Source organism: Actinomycetota bacterium (assembly GCA_018830725.1).
GTDB lineage: Bacteria > Actinomycetota > Humimicrobiia > JAHJRV01 > JAHJRV01 > JAHJRV01.
Map to the genome: position 1 here is coordinate 1 of JAHJRV010000031.1, position 17,178 is coordinate 17,178.

Genomic DNA, 17,178 nt, shown 5'->3' on the forward strand with positions numbered 1-17,178 from the left:
ATTTTTGGTGCACTAACGCCTACCTCTTTAGCAATCATTTCTACAAGTTTGTTTAAACTTACATACTCTTCCCCACCAATTAAAAATGCCTTACCTATAGCTTCTTCTTTATCTGCAGCAAGTCTGAAACCTTCTGCTAAATCTGTAACATAGACCATGTGATATAAAGTTTCACCTGAACCAAGCATTACAAATCTTTTTGTTGCTATAGCTCTAAACATCTTAAGTAATCTCATGTCTCCTGGTCCATAAATTGCACATGGTCTTATAACTGAAACTGGAAAACCTTTTTCTTTAAAAAAATTAAAAGCTAACTTTTCTCCTTCTAATTTAGTTATTTGATAAATGTCTCCAGGATTATACCTTGTATTCTCATTAGAAGGGATTTCATCAACATGACCATGTACACCCATAGTGCTACAATGTACAAATTTTTCAACATCCTCTTTAAAACTTGCTTCTAAAAGATTTCTTGTACCTCCTACATTGACATCCCAGTAAACCTTATCAGAGACACCTGCTGTCCTCCAATTTGCTGCTAAATGATATATCTTTTTTACTCCCTTTACTGCCTTTTTAACCACATCTTTATCAGTTATATCACCTAAAATAATTTCAACACCTTTCTCTTTTAGTTTTTCAGCTTTTTCAGAGCTCCTTGCAATTACTCTTACTTCAAATCCATCTGAAATAAGCCTGTTTACTAAATGACTTCCTGCGAATCCTGTTCCACCAGTAACTAAAACTCTCATAAAATTAACTCCTCAAATATAAAATTTAAATGTTAGGAGTTGCGCCAGCTTTTTTGTAAATATCCATAAACTTTTTTGCTGCACTTATCCAGGAATATTTTTCAATAGCAATTTCCCTTGACTTTTCACCTAACTCTTTAATCTTTCCTGGTATATTTACTAAATCCATTATTGTGTTTGCCAAAGAGTCCTTATCACCTAACTCTGCATATACTCCTAACTTACCAAGTATCTCTCTATTTACAGGATTATCAAAACATATAGTAGGAATTCCAACTGCCATATAACTGAAAACTTTTAAATTAGCTTCTGTTTGGGAGATTTTTGGAGTGATTGCAATATCTGCAGCTCTTAGGTAATTTGGAACTTTACTATAAGTAACCTTACCAGTAAATGTAATCATGTTTGAGATTTCCATTTTTTTTGACATTTCAATATAATCTTTTTCAGGAAAACCTACAATTAAGAAATGAATTTTTTCTGCTTCTTTCCTTTCCTTTAAAATTGAAATTGTTTCCAAAAGTAAATCTATGCCCTGATATTTATTTAAAACTCCAACATATATAATAATTCTTTTGAATTTGGGAATCTCAAACTTTTCTCTTATTTTTAATCTATCCTCTCCAGGAGTTATCTCATCAGAATTAACACCATCCATAATCGTATATACTTTTTTATCATTAATATTAAAGTCACTAATTAGCTGTTTTGTTGAGTTACTAGAACTTGTAACAATTATATCTGGCATTTTATTTATTTTACTTTCAGTAAAATACATAAATTTATAAAAAAAACCACTTTCTTTAATAAATTTGTGATCAATTAATTCAGAAGTTAAACTACCCTGAAAGTCAAATATAATTGGGATTTTAGGTCTAAAAACTCTGGCAAAATAGGCTATTATTGTACCTTCATGAAGATGAGAATGGATAATATCAGGCTTCTTTTTTAGAATACCTATCATGCATTTAATTCCTAAAATTGGGTCAATGTATAACATATGCCATGAAGGACCAGCAGATAATTTTTTATACCATGGAAAATTTATTGACCTCTTAATACTAATTCCAGGGATATCCCTACCCAAACCATAGGTAAATAGAGTTACTTTATTACCTAACTTTTGAAGAGCTTTTATTTCCTCAAGTATTCTTACATGACATCCCCTATCAGCAAAAAAGGGGGTTGGGGCAATCATTAATATATTAAACTTCTTATCCATACTATTTTGTTAGTCCTTTTTTATCTAATATATCAATAGCAAAATTAACTTTATCATCAGCTTGCTGAAGATTAACCCAATTAACTAAATCAGAAATACCATCTTCAAATTTAACTTTTGGTTTATATCCCAATACCTTTTTTGCAAGAGATATATCAGCATAACAGTGCCTTATATCCCCCTCTCTAAATTTATTAACTATGCGTGGTTCTCCTTTAAAAGATAGTTTTTCCATTAAAACATTTGCAATATCAAGTACTGTTAATTTCCTACCTGTTCCAATATTAAAAACCTGATAATCTCCTTCGCTCTTTTCCATAGCTAAAATACAGGCTTGTACTATATCTGATACATGAACAAAATCTCTTGCTTGATAACCATCTTCGAATATTATCGGAGGATTGTTATTTAAAATTCGACTTGAAAAAATTGCTGCAACACCAGTATAAGGATTTGATAATGCCTGTCTTGGACCATATACATTGAAAAATCTTAAAGCTATAGTTGGAATTTGATATGCTCTTCCTATTATTAAAAACATCTCCTCATGATCCCTTTTATTTACTGCATATATTGATGTTGGGAAAAGTGGTTTATCTTCATTAGTGGGAATTGGTATAACATCTATATTACAGTTTGGGCATTTCATTTCCCAATCGTTTCTTTTAAACTGGTCTAATGAACGAATTTTAGGGTAAACTTCACCACAATTATCACATCTGTATGCACCCTCTCCGTAAACAGACATAGATGATGCAGTAATAATTTTTCTAATATTATGTTTCTCATTTGCTATTAAATCCAAAAGTGTTGCTCCGCCCATAGTATTAGATTCAGTATATTTTGCAATTTCATACATTGATTGAGCAACTCCAACCGAAGCTGCCAAGTGATAAACAACATCTATGTCTTTAATTGCTTTCTTTAATTTATCCTTATTTCTTATATCACCTACTATCAGTTCCGCTTTCTTATTTAAATAATCAGGTATTTTTTGTAACTCTCCATGAACTTGGGGTTCAAGGTTATCATACACCCTGACAGAATAACCTCTTTCAAGCAAAGTATCCACAAGATGAGAACCTATAAATCCAGCACCCCCAGTAACCAAAATTCTTTCATGCATATTTAAAATCCTCCATAAAAATTTAAAATTTAATTTATTATAATTTTCTTCCACCAAGTTCATCAAGATAGTTTCTTAATACATTAAATATTATTTCTGCTACTTTTGCTGAACCATTCTCATTTAGATGTAAACCATCTGGCTGGAGATATCTATACATATCTCCCTTTAAAGGTGAACAAATATCTACAAAGATTACTTGTTTATTTGCTGCGACACTCCTTGAAACATTATTAAAATCAGTATAGTTTGATTTAAATGGCCATTTATTTAAATCAATTGGCGCTGTTGAATAAACAATTATTGTTGACATTTTTGTTTTTGCAACATCTATTATTTTCCCTAAATATGATCCAAATTGTGATGAACCCATACCACTACCTGAATCATTTGTACCATATCCTATTAGAAAAACTTGAGGATTATGGGATAATGCTTCATTTGCATGTCCATATCCAACTGTAATTTTTGCGCCACTGTATCCATATTTAATTGCATTATAGTCTGCGTGTGGATAGGTGTTCTCAAGCAGAGTGTCCAACCTCTCGACCCATGTTGTTTTAGCTACTTGTGAATCACCTAACGCTACTACAGTTAAATAAATATTGGGCTTTATATTTAAACTTATTTCTGAAAGTTTAAGTGACTCAATCTCATTACTTTTTAAATATGGATTTAAAGTCACAGTTATGGGGTTATATACAATATTAACAATCGTTCTAAAATTGAGCATCTCTTCTTCACCAATTCCAAATTTTTCAAAACTCCACATAAGACCACCTATATCATTATTCCAGGAAACCCCCTCTTTAGTGGCACTTTGATTAATATAAGAAGAACCTGATGGAATGGGACAATATATCTGAACATTTTCTGCATTTTTATCTCCAGTATTTTTTATCTTTAAAGTATAGGTAAGTGTATCACCTGCCCAAGCTGAACCACCATTCTCATCAATAACATAAACCTCAGATGTTGAAAAATCTGGAAAAATCCTGACTACTAATTCCTCTTCACCTAAAAATTCCTCAATCTGGTCAGATATTATTCTTAAATCAGTTTTTAAAATAGTTTCATCGATTTTTACATCCTGAACTTTTAATTGAAATTCAAATTCTTTCTCCATATTTGTATTAAAATTGCCAATATCAATAGTAAAAACTCCTTTTGAGACATCCCAGATATAATCTTCAATCTTTAAACTCTCCTCAACTAAGAACATATTTTCAGGAATATTGATCATTACTTCTGTGTTTGTTGCATTCATATTACCATTATTTTTTACTTTTATATTAAAGGAGAGAATATCACCATTTCTTACTGCCCCACCATTCTCATCTTTAATTGAAAAATTAGAATTTGAGAAATCTGGAGAACTTGTCACTCGCAAGATGAAGTTATTTTCGATATTATTTTCAATATCTTTATTGCCAATTCTATACACAAATTTCATGTTTTCATTTTTAATTAATGTCTTATCATCAAGTGGATTTTCTAACTTTACTGAATACCAGACTTCACCAGACCTTTTTGAATAAAGCCTGCCAATATCAAATTCAATAACATTATTTCCCTCATTAAAAGAACAATTCTCGCTACCCTCAATGAATTTGGAAAATTTAGGCAGGAAATTGATGATTTTAAATTCATTAACAGGTCTCAGACCTGAATTTTTATAATGAATCTTATAAGTGATGACGTCTCCAGGAGATAATGGATCATTTGATATTGTCTCTAAGAAGTTATTATTTAAATCTTCAAAGTTTGGAGTAAAAATATAAAGAAGTAAATAAATAAGTCCACCAACTAATAAAATTGCACCCCATGCTATTATTAATATTTTCTTTTTATCCATTTTGTATCTAAAAAAATATTCTTTTAAACCACTCAATGAACTCTTCCATTCCTTTTTCAAAACCAATCTTTGGCTCCCATTCAAGTATTTTTTTTGCTCTACTTATATCTGGTTTTCTTGTCTTAGGATCATTTTCTGGTAAAGGGTGACACACAATTTTACTTTTGCTATTTGTTATTTTCTTTATATAGTTTGCAAGTTCAAGTATTGTCATTTCATCAGGATTACCTAAATTAATTGGAAGAATGTAATCAGACATCATCAGTCTGTAAATACCTTCAATCATGTCTGAAACATGACAAAAACTTCGAGTTTGATTCCCATCACCAAAAACAGTTATATCCTCACCCTTTAAAGCCTGATTAACAAATGTTGGTACTACTCTTCCATCGTCTTTTCTCATTCTGGTTCCATATGTGTTGAAAATTCTTGCAATTCTTGTTTCTATATTATGTTTTTTATGATAAGCCATTGTCATTGCCTCAGCAAACCTTTTGGCTTCATCATAAACACCTCTTGGTCCAACTGGATTAACATTTCCCCAGTAATCCTCATTTTGCGGATGAACTTTTGGATCGCCATATACCTCAGATGTTGAAGCAAGTAATATCCTCGCTTTCTTTGCTTTTGCAAGACCCAAAACATTATGGGTACCCAATGCACCCACTTTTAAAGTTTTTATGGGATATCTTAGATAATCTACTGGACTTGCTGGGCTTGCAAAATGAAAAATATAATCTAAATCTCCATCAATTTCTATATATTTAGTAATGTCATGTTTTATAAAAATGAATTTATCTGAGTCTATGTGCCTTAAATTATCTGAAGACCCAGTTACCAGATTATCCATACAAATAACATAATGATCATTTTTTAGAAGATAGTCACACAAATGACTTCCTAAAAAACCTGCACCACCAGTAACAAGTGTTTTCATTAGATTTCCTTCCATTTAATCAATTTAATATTTTTATCTGCCAATTCCAATATAAGTAAATCCTAAATTTATAAGCTTTTCTTTATCTAAAACATTCCTACCATCAATTATTAAACTATTAATCATAGATTTCTTTATCTTTTCAAAATCAAGTTTTATAAATTCATCCCATTCTGTAGCCAAAATAAGAAGATGACTATTATCAGCGACATCATATGCATCCTTACAAAAAAGAACTTTCTCACTTAAATCCATCGGTCTATTCTTAACAATAGGGTCATAAACCTTTACTCTTACTCCAAGTTTAATAAGATTATTTATAATAGTAATAGCAGGTGCATACCTTGTATCATCTGTATTGGGCTTGAATGATATTCCCAAAACTCCTATTGTCTTTCCTTTTAGTATCTTGAGTAATTCCTGAGCTTTCTTTATAATATTTGACCTTTGTTGTTTATTAGCCTGAACTACAGCATTTATTATTTGAGTAGATAACCCATATTCAGCAGCTATTTGACTTATTGCAGATAAATCCTTTGGAAAACATGATCCTCCCCAACCTAATCCTGCATTTAGAAATTCTCTTCCTATTCTTTTGTCTAAACCTATTCCATCAGCAACTTTAGTAACATCAGCTCCAACTTTCTCACATATTGAGGCAATCTCATTTATAAAAGATATTTTAGTTGCTAAAAATGAATTGGCTGCATACTTTATCATCTCTGCACTTGTTAAATCGGTAATAACCAATGGAACTTTATTTTTTGGTCTTGGACTTAAATCTGTCTCAAATGTCTGATTCATTATAGGTTTATATAATTTCTTCATGGTTTCAATTGCTCTTTTACTTGATGATCCAATTACTATCCTATCTGTAAAAAATACATCATATATAGCTGAACCCTCTCTTAGAAATTCAGGGCAGGAAACAACATCAAAAAGAACATTCTTATTTAATTTCTCTTGTTCATCATTTATTATCATAGAAACCCAATCCCCAGAACCTATAGGTACTGTACTTTTATTAACAATTATCTTGTAATTATTTATTGCTCTCCCAATTTCAATTGCTGCATCTTCAACATATTTAAGATTTACCTGTCCATTTGGTTGAGATGGAGTGCCTTTACAAATAAAAATTATTTCTGATTTTTGTATTGATTTTTCAGAATCTGTATCAAAAAACAGTCTATTCTCTTTAACATTTTTCTCTATTAATTCATCTAAATCTGGTTCATATATTGGAACTTTACCTTGTTTTAATAAATTTATTTTGCTTTCACCACTGCTAATACATATAACTTCATTTCCTAAATCAGCCAAGCAGGTTCCTGTAACTAAACCCACATATCCAGTTCCCATAATACATAACTTCACTTAAACACTCCTCCTTTAGACAATTTGATAAAAGATTTTAACATAAAAATATAAAAATATTAAAAAGAAAAACTTTGTTAACTATATCTTAACAACATGATATTTATAATAATTAAAAATAAAAATAATAATGTATAAGATATATAGGTTAGCTTTTTATAATTTTTTCTCTTTAATAAAATAGAAACTCTTATTAACTCTACAACAATTATCCCCATTAACAATAAATATATATTTGTAAATACTCTATCGTATGAAAGCTTATTGAAAAATGTTGAAAATGGATGTTTAAGATAAAAAGGTTTTTTTGCTTCATATAAAAGCTCATCCTTTAATATTCTAAATATTTCCTCTTCAGGACTATTAGCAAATGAGCCAAGTGATATTCTTCCCAAATCATAAATATCATTATTTTTTAAATTAAACTCCAAATAAGTTCCTTTATCTACAGAAAAATCTATACCATCTTCAAAATCAAGATTAGTAGTATATGCTATGAATTCCACCCTTGATGGCTCAACTTTTATAATATCAACATTCTCTATATCTTTTGTAAGTTTCTCTCCTTCCCATTGATATGAATTTTTTATAGTTATTATGCCATCAGTTTTAATTGAGCCAGAAAATTTTCGTAGATTATTATTTGGAGCATTTCTGTCCCAGTCATTGCTCCAACGCAAATGATAATTTCCATCCTCTGTTTGCCATAGAAAATAACCCATACTTGCTCCTGGAACATAGAAAGGGTGAGAGCAACCAGTTATCATTAATACAATAAGAATAAGCAATGATGTTAGAAGTAAATCTTTTATTTTTGTTTTACTCTCAATTCTTTTTTTAATATTAATTCTCCTATTTGTAGATTTTTTATATTTATTACTCATTTCAAAAATTTTTAAAATCAATAATATAAAATTTATCAGTTTTAAATATTATTTTATTTTTTTGTATTAAATACTAAATTTGATTTTATTTTAGATAGTTTATAAACCTCATATATTATCCATAATGAAATACCCGAAAATATACTACTGAAAATATTTGCAAATTTAGCTGGTGAATAATATTTTCTTATTATGTCTACAATATCTGGAAAGTAGACAAAAAATCTGGAATCAATTGGTGCAAACAAGTAAGAAGTCACTAATTGACCCCAATAGAGAAGAATAAATGGAATGATTAAAATTTGTATTAAATGATAGTAAAAAATTTTATCCTTTTCCACAAATTGAAATATTAAAAATGGAATAGACCAAAGTAAATACTGAGGGTGAAAATATCCAAAGGAAAACCATAACAAAAATGCTATAAGACAATATTTTAGCAGATTGGAAAAACTCTTATTACTTATTTCAAAGAATGCAATAATAAGTAAAGTAAACAAAATAACTAAAGGAAAGAGATTTACATGCAATGCTTCCATCCCCCACTTTAGTGCAATTAAATAAGTAAAATGCTGCGAATTCAGCAACTTAAATAAAGCACTACTACCTGAAATAATTCTTGAACCAATCTCTAACGCTAATAGCCCAGATATTCCTAATAGTGAAAAGATAATATAATCTTTCTTATTTTTTGCAAGATAAATAATTAAAAATGGCAAAATCAATACAGGGAAAAATCTCATTACTATGCTTATTACTAAGAAAACCATAGATATATATTTCCTATCTTTCATAGCAAAATAAAGTGCAAGAATGGTTACAAAGAGAGGAATTATATCAAACCTTGCGAAAATAAAAGTCACAAAAATAACTATGGGATTTATCATCCAATGTTTAAAAACTTTCAAATTGGTTTTTGCATCTTTAGTAAATCTCAAAAGTAAGAAAGCACAAACCAAATCAAAAATAAAATATGGAAATTTCATAACTGATAGCATTCTAAAAACCTGATTATCAGCTATAAATGTTAACCATAGCTGGTGTGGCTCAGATATTCCTAAAATATTCACTAATCCAGGAATGATAGGGTTTATTATTTTTAAAAAGAAAACATGAAGTGAATGTATTGCCAATTGTATAACAGGTGGTGTTTCTTGTACTGTTTTAAAAAGTTGACCTGCAGCTCTTTCATAACTTGATAAAATATCAACTTGAAAAAAGAATGGAAGAAATAAAAACCTTAAAAATAGACCAATTAGTAGATATTTATAAAAAGAAATTCTATTTTTGCTATTTTCAAATATTTCAGGAGTAACTAATTTTTTAAAAATATTTTTTAACCATTTTATCAATCTATTTTTAAATTTTTCTGCCAATTTTTAATCTCCCTTCATATCCCTATTTTAAGAATTGCATTATTTTAATAATAAGAATTTTTTATATATAAAAATTTTCATCTACTATTTTTTTGACAATATATTCTTTGTGAATTGAATAGCTTTTCTTAAACCACTATATCGCAAATGATATAAAAACCTCTTTATATAATAGTACAAACCTTTTCTTTGTAAACCTTTCTCTGATCCTTCCTTCATTAATAGAACTCCTTCTAATTCTAATTTTTTCTCTCTTACCTTTTTTTCCTCTGCTTCTTTTCTATATGCTGTTTTTATAGGATCATTGCAATAATCAATTAAAGGTTTTACCACTTCCTCCCAATAGAATGTAGGAACAACTCTTTCTAAATTTTCTTTACATTTTTTTATCAACTGATGATTATCACAAAGCTCTTCTATTGCATTTACTAAACCATCTACATCACCTGCATCAACTGTTAATCCTAATTCCTTTTCTTCTACCATTGCACTTAATATATCCCCTTTTGTAGATATTATAGGAAGGTTTGTCCAAATATAATCTAAAATCCTATTTCTAAAACATAATCTTGTTTCAATATGGTCAGGATGAGTAATAATTCCTATATCAGATTCGAGTAAATAGTTTTGCCTTTCTCTATATTCCACCCACCCCTCATAAAAAAATATAAATTTATCCTTTAATTTTAAAGATTTAGATAATTGAAAAGTTTCGTTTAAAAGAGAGAGCTCCTTAACATCGGGATTGGGGTGTTTTACTCCCATAATATATAGCTTTATATCATCTCTCTTTTTTGATATCTTATTAATTGCATAAACTAATGTTAACGGGTCGTACCAATTATATATTCCTCCTCCCCACATTATCACCTTATCTGTGTCTTTGATATTTCCAATAACTCCCTTTAATACTTTTTTTGAATGAAACGGCTTTTTTGATGAGATTCCATAAGGTACAACATCAATCAATCTTCTCAAACTAATATCATTCTTAAATACTATAGGATTTACTCTATATAAAGCAGTTAACAAACCTAACCAATAATCTCTTTGCCTTTCACTTGCACAGGTAAAGAAATCACCATAATATAGTTGTTTTTTTAAATCATTATGAACAGATTTATAAACCTTTTCCCATTCTCTAATAGAAAGATGTGAATATTCTACTAAAGTTGCAATATTAAATGGGTCATATAAGTCCATTATAATGGGTTTATCAGTTTCCTTTAATAAAGGGTACCTGATAAATTGTGTACCCTGAGTCATAATAATATCTGCTCTTTCTACCAATTGTTCAATATTTTTTGAGTCAACTTTAATTAATTCATATTGATCTGGTTCGAAATCAGGTTCATTTAGAATAGCTATAATTACATTGAAATACTCACTTAAAACCTCAGCAAAATTGATACATCTTATTCCGGGACCAGCTAATTTTTTAGCTACAATATCATTAGACAATATCAAAATAGTTTTTCTTTTACTTTTTTGAAAAATGTCATAAACATCAAATGCTTTTAAAATCTGTTGCTGATTCTTCTGATACTCCTCATTTGGAGAAATAGCAAGAAACTCTCCTTTAAAATAGTTAAAAATAACATTATCTGACCTTTTCCTATTAGCTTGAATCCATTCTCTCTTCTGTTTTAGTTTATCAAGATTCTGAATGAATTCTTTTGTGGCTAAAAGTGAGCTACCGGAAAGTCTTGAAAGTTCCTCTTTCTCTTTTACATCTCCTTTATAATTGATTTTATAGCTATCACTGGAAAGTTCTGTTTCTACAAAAACTCTGGAAAGTTGAGTGAGTAAAGAGGAGGAAAATATCTTTCCTAAGTTTTCATCAGAATAATTTTTATAAACTGTATAAAGTGAATTTCTCTCCATTAAGTATCTATGTCTATCATGACCATACCTATATGAAGTTCCATGATGGTGATGATAAACAATTGATTTTGGGGTAAATACAACCTTATAACCTAATATCCAGAGTCTCCATCCAAAATCAACATCTTCGTAATAAGCAAAAAAATCCTCATCAAATCCACCAACATTTAAAAATACTTCCTTATCTACAAGCATTGAACTACCATTTACAAATAGATAATATTTATCCTCTGTGTACTTATCATGCTCAATTGGAAAACCATAATCAATCTGAAAACCCTTACCTTCAAAATTAACCATAGAACCTACAAAATCTATCTTTTTACCATCCCAACTAAGAACTTTAGACCCAGTACATACTACCTGATTATATTCATAGATTGGTTTTATAAGTTCTATTAACCATTTAGAGTCAACCCTTGTATCATTATTTAGTATTGCAATATATTTCCCACCAGCTGTTTTTGCACCCTGATTTACTGCGGGAGCAAATCCAATATTTTTATCATTCTCAATAATTTTTACTTTCGGATAACTTTCCTTAATAAATTCTACTGAAGAATCAGTTGAACCATTATCAATCACAATTGTTTCAACTCTTTCCTTTGGATAATCTAAAAGATTAATACTATCTAAACAATCCTTTAGATACTTTTTACCATTATAATTAACAACAATTATTGAGACATTTGGAAAAGAAAATGAAAAATCCATCCTAATTCACCTTATTCTTAAATTTTTATTAAATTCTTACATTTGGATAAAAATGAAAATTCTTTAGGAATTTACAATATTATACTCAAAACAGAATAAATTATATAATTTTTAATAATCTATTTTCCTATTATATAATGAAAAATTTTTTAACTGTTATAATGTTATAATTATTTAACAATTCAAGCAAATCTTTATTATAAATTTGGTAGTATCAGTTTAATTGTTTCTTTTATAGAAAAATATATTTTATAAGACTTTAAAAGAGAGGACAAAGGTTCATGGCAAAAATAATGATTTTTGGAAACTCACCTCTTCCTTTTGAGAATGAGAAAAAACTGTCAGCACTTGGTAAGAGAACATGGCAACTTACCAAACCATTAATTGATGATGGTCATGAGGTTTGTTTGGTATGTATGAGGGTACCAGATGCATATGAACAAAAGGATCTGCAAGATTTAATTGTAAAGAAGGAAGAAAAATTTTTATATTATTCTTTAAGTGAAGATGAATTTAGAAAGCAAAAAAGCCTACTTAATATATATAATGATTTTTTACCTGATTGCATTGTATCAACAAATATATTTCCCTGCTATCAAGCTGTAAACTTAGGAGTTGAAAAACCTTTATGGGCAGATTTATTTGGACATGCTATGGCTGAAGCACAAGCAAAAGCTGCTGTAGATAAAAGTGATGAATTTCTATACAGCTACTGGAATCAGGAAAAAAATATAATTGAAAAAGCGGATATCTTTTCATATGTATCTACATCTCAATTATTAGCCACTATTGGTGAACTTGGAACAATTGGAAGATTAAATAGATTCACAAATGAATATGAATTTGGATATGTAATACAAAATGGAATTATAGATGAGGATTTCACACATGATAAAAAAGTTATAAGAGAAAAATTGGTTGAAGAAGATGACTTTGTTATTTTATGGAGTGGTGGATACAATACCTGGTGTGATATAGATACACTTTTTAAAGCACTAATAGAAGCTATGGGGGTAAATAAAAAAATAAAATTTGTTTCCACTGGTGGAGAAATAAAAGGTCAAGATGAAAAAACCTATCCTCACTTTTTAAATTTGATTATAAACTCAAAATTTCCACAAAACTTTATAATGAAAGGATGGATTCCAACTGAAGATATAAAAAACTATTATTTTGAAGCAGATGTTGGTATCAACATTGATAAAAATATACACGAAGTGAGATTGGGATGTAAGATGAGAATACTTGATTGGTTAAGGGCAGGTCTTCCTGTATTAACCACAAAAGTTTGTGAACTCTCTCAGATAATTGAGACAGAAAAGATTGGCTTTACTTTCAAACCAACTGATATTTCTGAACTAAAACAAAAAATTTTATGGATGGCTTCCAATAAAGATGAAATTCACAAAATAGGAATTAAGGGTAAAGAATATGCTTTTAAAAATCTCAATTATAATGTTACGACGAAGCCTTTGAGAAAGTGGGTAAAAAATCCTGCATTTGCACCAGATAAGGGAAAGATAAAAAGATTCGATAAAGAAAAAGATGTACATATTTCATATTTAGAAAAATTAGCAGAGGAAAGACATGATGAGGTATTGAGAGAACATAGAGAATTAGAAAATGTGCGTGGATATATTAAAGAGATGAAGCAGGTTATAAAAACTAGAGACATAGAACTTAAAGAAACAAGGGATAAAATTAAGGAATTAGAAGCAACTTTAGATAGAATTCAAAAAACTATGCCATATAAAATATATTCTTTTGTAAAGAAAATCTTAAAATAATATAAATGCTATACTTTCCTATATAAATTGTATTAAAAATTATACAAATTGAATTAAAGATTATGCTGAATGAAAATTTAAAATATTTCTGGAGCTAATTTGAGAAATGTAATTATTTTAGGAGCTGGATTATCAGGACTCAGTTGTGCCTATCACTGTAAAGATAATTATAAGATATATGAAAAAAGTGATAGAATTGGTGGTTTATGTAAATCTGAAAAAATAAAAGGTTACACCTTTGATTATGGTCCTCATATCCTTTATTCAATTGATCCTTATGCAACAAAACTTATACATAAACTACTTAAAGGAAATCTATACGAAAAAGCCAGAGAAGCATGGATTTATCATAAAATTAATAATAGTTATACAAGATTTCCTTTTCAATCTCACCTTTATGGCCTTCCTAAAAATATAGTTGAGGAATGTATTTCTGGATTATTTGAAGCACATACAAATCCAAATAAGAAAGAGCCTAAAAATTATAAAGAATGGATGTACCAAGTATTTGGAAAGGGAATCACTGACTACTTAATGGTTCCCTATGCATACAGGATATGGACAATTAGTCCTGAAAAAATGAATTATGATTGGATTAAAAGAAGAGTGCCAACACCAAATATTGAAGAGATAATTGATGGTGCAATAAGAGACTCAAGCAAAGAAGCTGGATTTAACATAGAATTCTGGTATCCAGTTAAAGGAGGAATTCAAGCTTTACCAAAAGGTTTTTTAAATTACATTAAAATTGTTAACTTAAATTCAGAAGCAACAAAAATATATTTAAAAAAGAAAAAAGTAGAAATTAACTATGAAAATAAAGAGTCCTATAATTACCTTATTTCTACATTACCCCTCCCAGAATTAGTTAAGATAATAGACGAAGTTCCCCCAGATGTTAAAAAAGCTGCAAATAATCTTTTAAATAACTCAATTTATTGTGTAAATTTAGGAATCGATAGACCAAACATAACTGATAAACACTGGATGTATTTTTACGAAGATGATTTTGTTTTCCACAGAATAAGCTTTCCTATGAATTTCTCTGCCTTCACTGCTCCTGAAGGAAAAAGTTCTATTTCAACTGAAATAGCATATTCTAAGTTTAGACCTATGAGTAAAGATACTGTGATTGAAAGAGCTATTGATAGTTTAAGAAAAGCTAACTTACTTTTTGATGATGACAAAATTGAAGTAACCCAGGTTTTAAATTTGAAATATGCATATATAATCTATGATTTAAATCATAAAAAAAATGTAGACAAGATTCACAGTTTTTTAAGAGAAAATAATATTATTTCCTGTGGAAGATTCGGTGAGTGGGAATATTTTAATATGGATCATAGCATTATGAGTGGAAAAAAAGTAGCAGAAAAAATAAATAAATTATAGAGTCAAGTCTTACATGATTAATAAATCCCCTAATAATTTAAAACAACTCTTATTACAGCCTGATGTGATTGTTTCAAAACTTAAAATTTTTAAAATTTCGTGAAAATCTTAAACCTTTAAGTATTATTCTATTTAATAATTTCTATATATATATTACTTGCAGGAATTATTCTTAACCAGCTTATTTCATAGAATTCTTTCATAAAGTCATTTAAATTGACAATATATTCTACAAAACGAGTCCAGATACTTCCCCTACTAAATGAGATATGTCTTTTTTTTATCTCAGAAAAATAAAAATCAAAATAATATGTTCTGTATAAGTTATTTTTTATAAAAAATTCAAAAGTTCTAAATGAAAATAGATGTTTATGTGTTGGGTCTCTATAATTGTTCGCTGCTGTAAAGTGCGGAACTCTTATCTTTAAGAGCCCACCTTTTTTAAGAATTCTATATAATTCTCTTATGACTTTTATATAATCAACATGCTCTAATATATCCTGGCAAAGTATTTCATCAATCTCTTCGTTCTCAAAAGGAAATGGCAAGTCCTCAATGTTATGAACAATATCAACACCTTCAAGATGTTTTTTATCTAAATTTATATATCCTTGTCTTATATCTTTTCCACAACCAAGATTTAATTTTTTCATCTTCCTGTATATTTGTGACTATAATACTTCAACTCATTAGTTCCAATGATCAATTATGGTAACTAATTTTTATCCTTAACTAAAATGTTTTTCTGTAAAGATTGTCCTCCAGAATCTGAGAACCAGCTAAAAAATTCTTTTACTAAATCTATTTTTAAAATATATTTACCCTTCTTACGTGGACTTTTAATACTAATTTCAGTTTTAAAAGTCTCATCAGGACTTATAGTTTTAGGTAATGATGTCCTGATTCCTTCAATAGGTATAACTTCTCCTTTTTCATTAATCCACCTATATCCAATTCTGACCGGGTAATAAGGGTTAGCATTATCATCCTGCCATAAAAAATTGCTAATATTTTTTATTTCTAAATCAATTTTATAAATTTCATCTTCATTCATTACATCTGGAGTATTATCTGATATAAATTTAACATCATAAATATTTCTTTCCTTCTCTAAATTAAATTGAGATCCAAAATCAATTATACCTTCCATTTTACTTTTACTTTGTACATAAAAAATTAAAGCTCTCTCTCTTAGATCATAGTACTTTCCAGATTCCTTATCTTTTGCATAAATTGTAATTAAATAAGCACCATCATATAAATTTAATATTTGAGAAAAAGCTACCTTAACTTTTCCCCCCTTTTTAAAATCTCCTGTATTTACTCCCATCCAATTTGTGTTTGTTTCATAAATCTGTGTTCCTTCCTCATTCTCTATCTTTAATCCAAATATTGGATTTTTAATATTTTCTATGGAACTAACATCAGAAACTATTTTAACTAAACTATTTGAGTTAATACTTTTAACTATATTTAAATCTTCATCTATCAATTTTATATCAGTAATTAAAAGATCACCTTTTCCTCTTCTTAAAATAATAGGTTTTTCTTTAATCTTTAGTTCAGCTTCTTTCTGTACTACATAACTAAGATAGTCCTTAATTACCACATCAGGTTTATCCTCATTAATAATATTTCCATCTATAAGCAAAATTGCTTTATTACAGTATTTAGAAATTGCATCTAAATCATGAGAAACAATAACTATCGTTTTACCCATATCTTTGAAATTCTGTATTACTCCTTTACATTTCTCCTGGAACATTCTATCCCCAACAGCAAGCACTTCATCAATTAAGAGAATATCGGGATCTACATTTATTGCTATTGTGAATCCAAGCCTGATATACATTCCAGAAGAATAGTTTTTAA

At 28.8% G+C, this 17,178-nt stretch carries 13 protein-coding genes; 2 read left to right on the forward strand and 11 right to left on the reverse strand.

Going from position 1 to position 17,178, the window contains the following annotated elements:
- From KKC53_01425 to KKC53_01465, 9 genes are all read right to left on the reverse strand, one after another.
- Positions 1–752 (reverse strand): NAD(P)-dependent oxidoreductase (locus KKC53_01425; GenBank protein MBU2597830.1); only part of this gene is annotated, 752 nt, incomplete at its 3' end.
- Between the two features lie 25 nt (positions 753–777).
- Positions 778–1,974, reverse strand: coding sequence for a glycosyltransferase family 4 protein (locus tag KKC53_01430; protein ID MBU2597831.1), 1,197 nt, complete (start codon positions 1,972–1,974; stop codon positions 778–780).
- Position 1,975: 1 nt separating this feature from the next.
- Positions 1,976–3,100: an SDR family NAD(P)-dependent oxidoreductase gene (locus tag KKC53_01435; protein ID MBU2597832.1), complete on the reverse strand. Its 1,125-nt coding sequence runs from the start codon at positions 3,098–3,100 to the stop codon at positions 1,976–1,978.
- A gap of 37 nt (positions 3,101–3,137) precedes the next feature.
- The gene (locus tag KKC53_01440; protein MBU2597833.1) at positions 3,138–4,991 is read right to left on the reverse strand and encodes a DUF11 domain-containing protein; all 1,854 of its coding nucleotides are present in this window, start codon (positions 4,989–4,991) and stop codon (positions 3,138–3,140) included.
- Entirely contained in the window at positions 4,963–5,892 is a 930-nt protein-coding gene (locus KKC53_01445) for an SDR family oxidoreductase (GenBank protein MBU2597834.1), read from the reverse strand. The genes KKC53_01440 and KKC53_01445 overlap by 29 nt, the downstream gene beginning before the upstream one ends.
- Positions 5,893–5,925: 33 nt before the next feature.
- Positions 5,926–7,269: a UDP-glucose/GDP-mannose dehydrogenase family protein gene (locus KKC53_01450; protein ID MBU2597835.1), complete on the reverse strand. Its 1,344-nt coding sequence runs from the start codon at positions 7,267–7,269 to the stop codon at positions 5,926–5,928.
- Positions 7,270–7,346: 77 nt separating this feature from the next.
- Positions 7,347–8,153 carry a hypothetical protein gene (locus KKC53_01455; protein MBU2597836.1) on the reverse strand — a complete coding sequence of 269 codons (807 nt, stop codon included), beginning with the start codon at positions 8,151–8,153 and terminating at the stop codon, positions 7,347–7,349.
- A 53-nt stretch (positions 8,154–8,206) separates the two neighbouring features.
- A complete protein-coding gene (locus KKC53_01460; protein MBU2597837.1) occupies positions 8,207–9,529 on the reverse strand; it encodes a hypothetical protein in 1,323 nt (440 codons plus the stop codon).
- An 84-nt stretch (positions 9,530–9,613) separates the two neighbouring features.
- On the reverse strand, positions 9,614–12,127 hold the full coding sequence (locus KKC53_01465) for a glycosyltransferase (protein ID MBU2597838.1): 2,514 nt from the start codon (positions 12,125–12,127) through the stop codon (positions 9,614–9,616).
- Between the two features lie 281 nt (positions 12,128–12,408).
- On the opposite strand from KKC53_01465, the gene KKC53_01470 reads away from it, so the two are divergent.
- Positions 12,409–13,914, forward strand: coding sequence for a glycosyltransferase (locus tag KKC53_01470; protein MBU2597839.1), 1,506 nt, complete (start codon positions 12,409–12,411; stop codon positions 13,912–13,914).
- A gap of 99 nt (positions 13,915–14,013) precedes the next feature.
- Positions 14,014–15,306, forward strand: coding sequence for an FAD-dependent oxidoreductase (locus tag KKC53_01475; GenBank protein ID MBU2597840.1), 1,293 nt, complete (start codon positions 14,014–14,016; stop codon positions 15,304–15,306).
- A 128-nt stretch (positions 15,307–15,434) separates the two neighbouring features.
- Here KKC53_01475 and KKC53_01480 read toward each other — a convergent pair whose 3' ends face one another.
- A complete protein-coding gene (locus tag KKC53_01480; protein MBU2597841.1) occupies positions 15,435–15,959 on the reverse strand; it encodes a class I SAM-dependent methyltransferase in 525 nt (174 codons plus the stop codon).
- 62 nt (positions 15,960–16,021) lie between these two features.
- Positions 16,022–17,178 (reverse strand): Wzt carbohydrate-binding domain-containing protein (locus KKC53_01485; GenBank protein ID MBU2597842.1); only part of this gene is annotated, 1,157 nt, incomplete at its 5' end.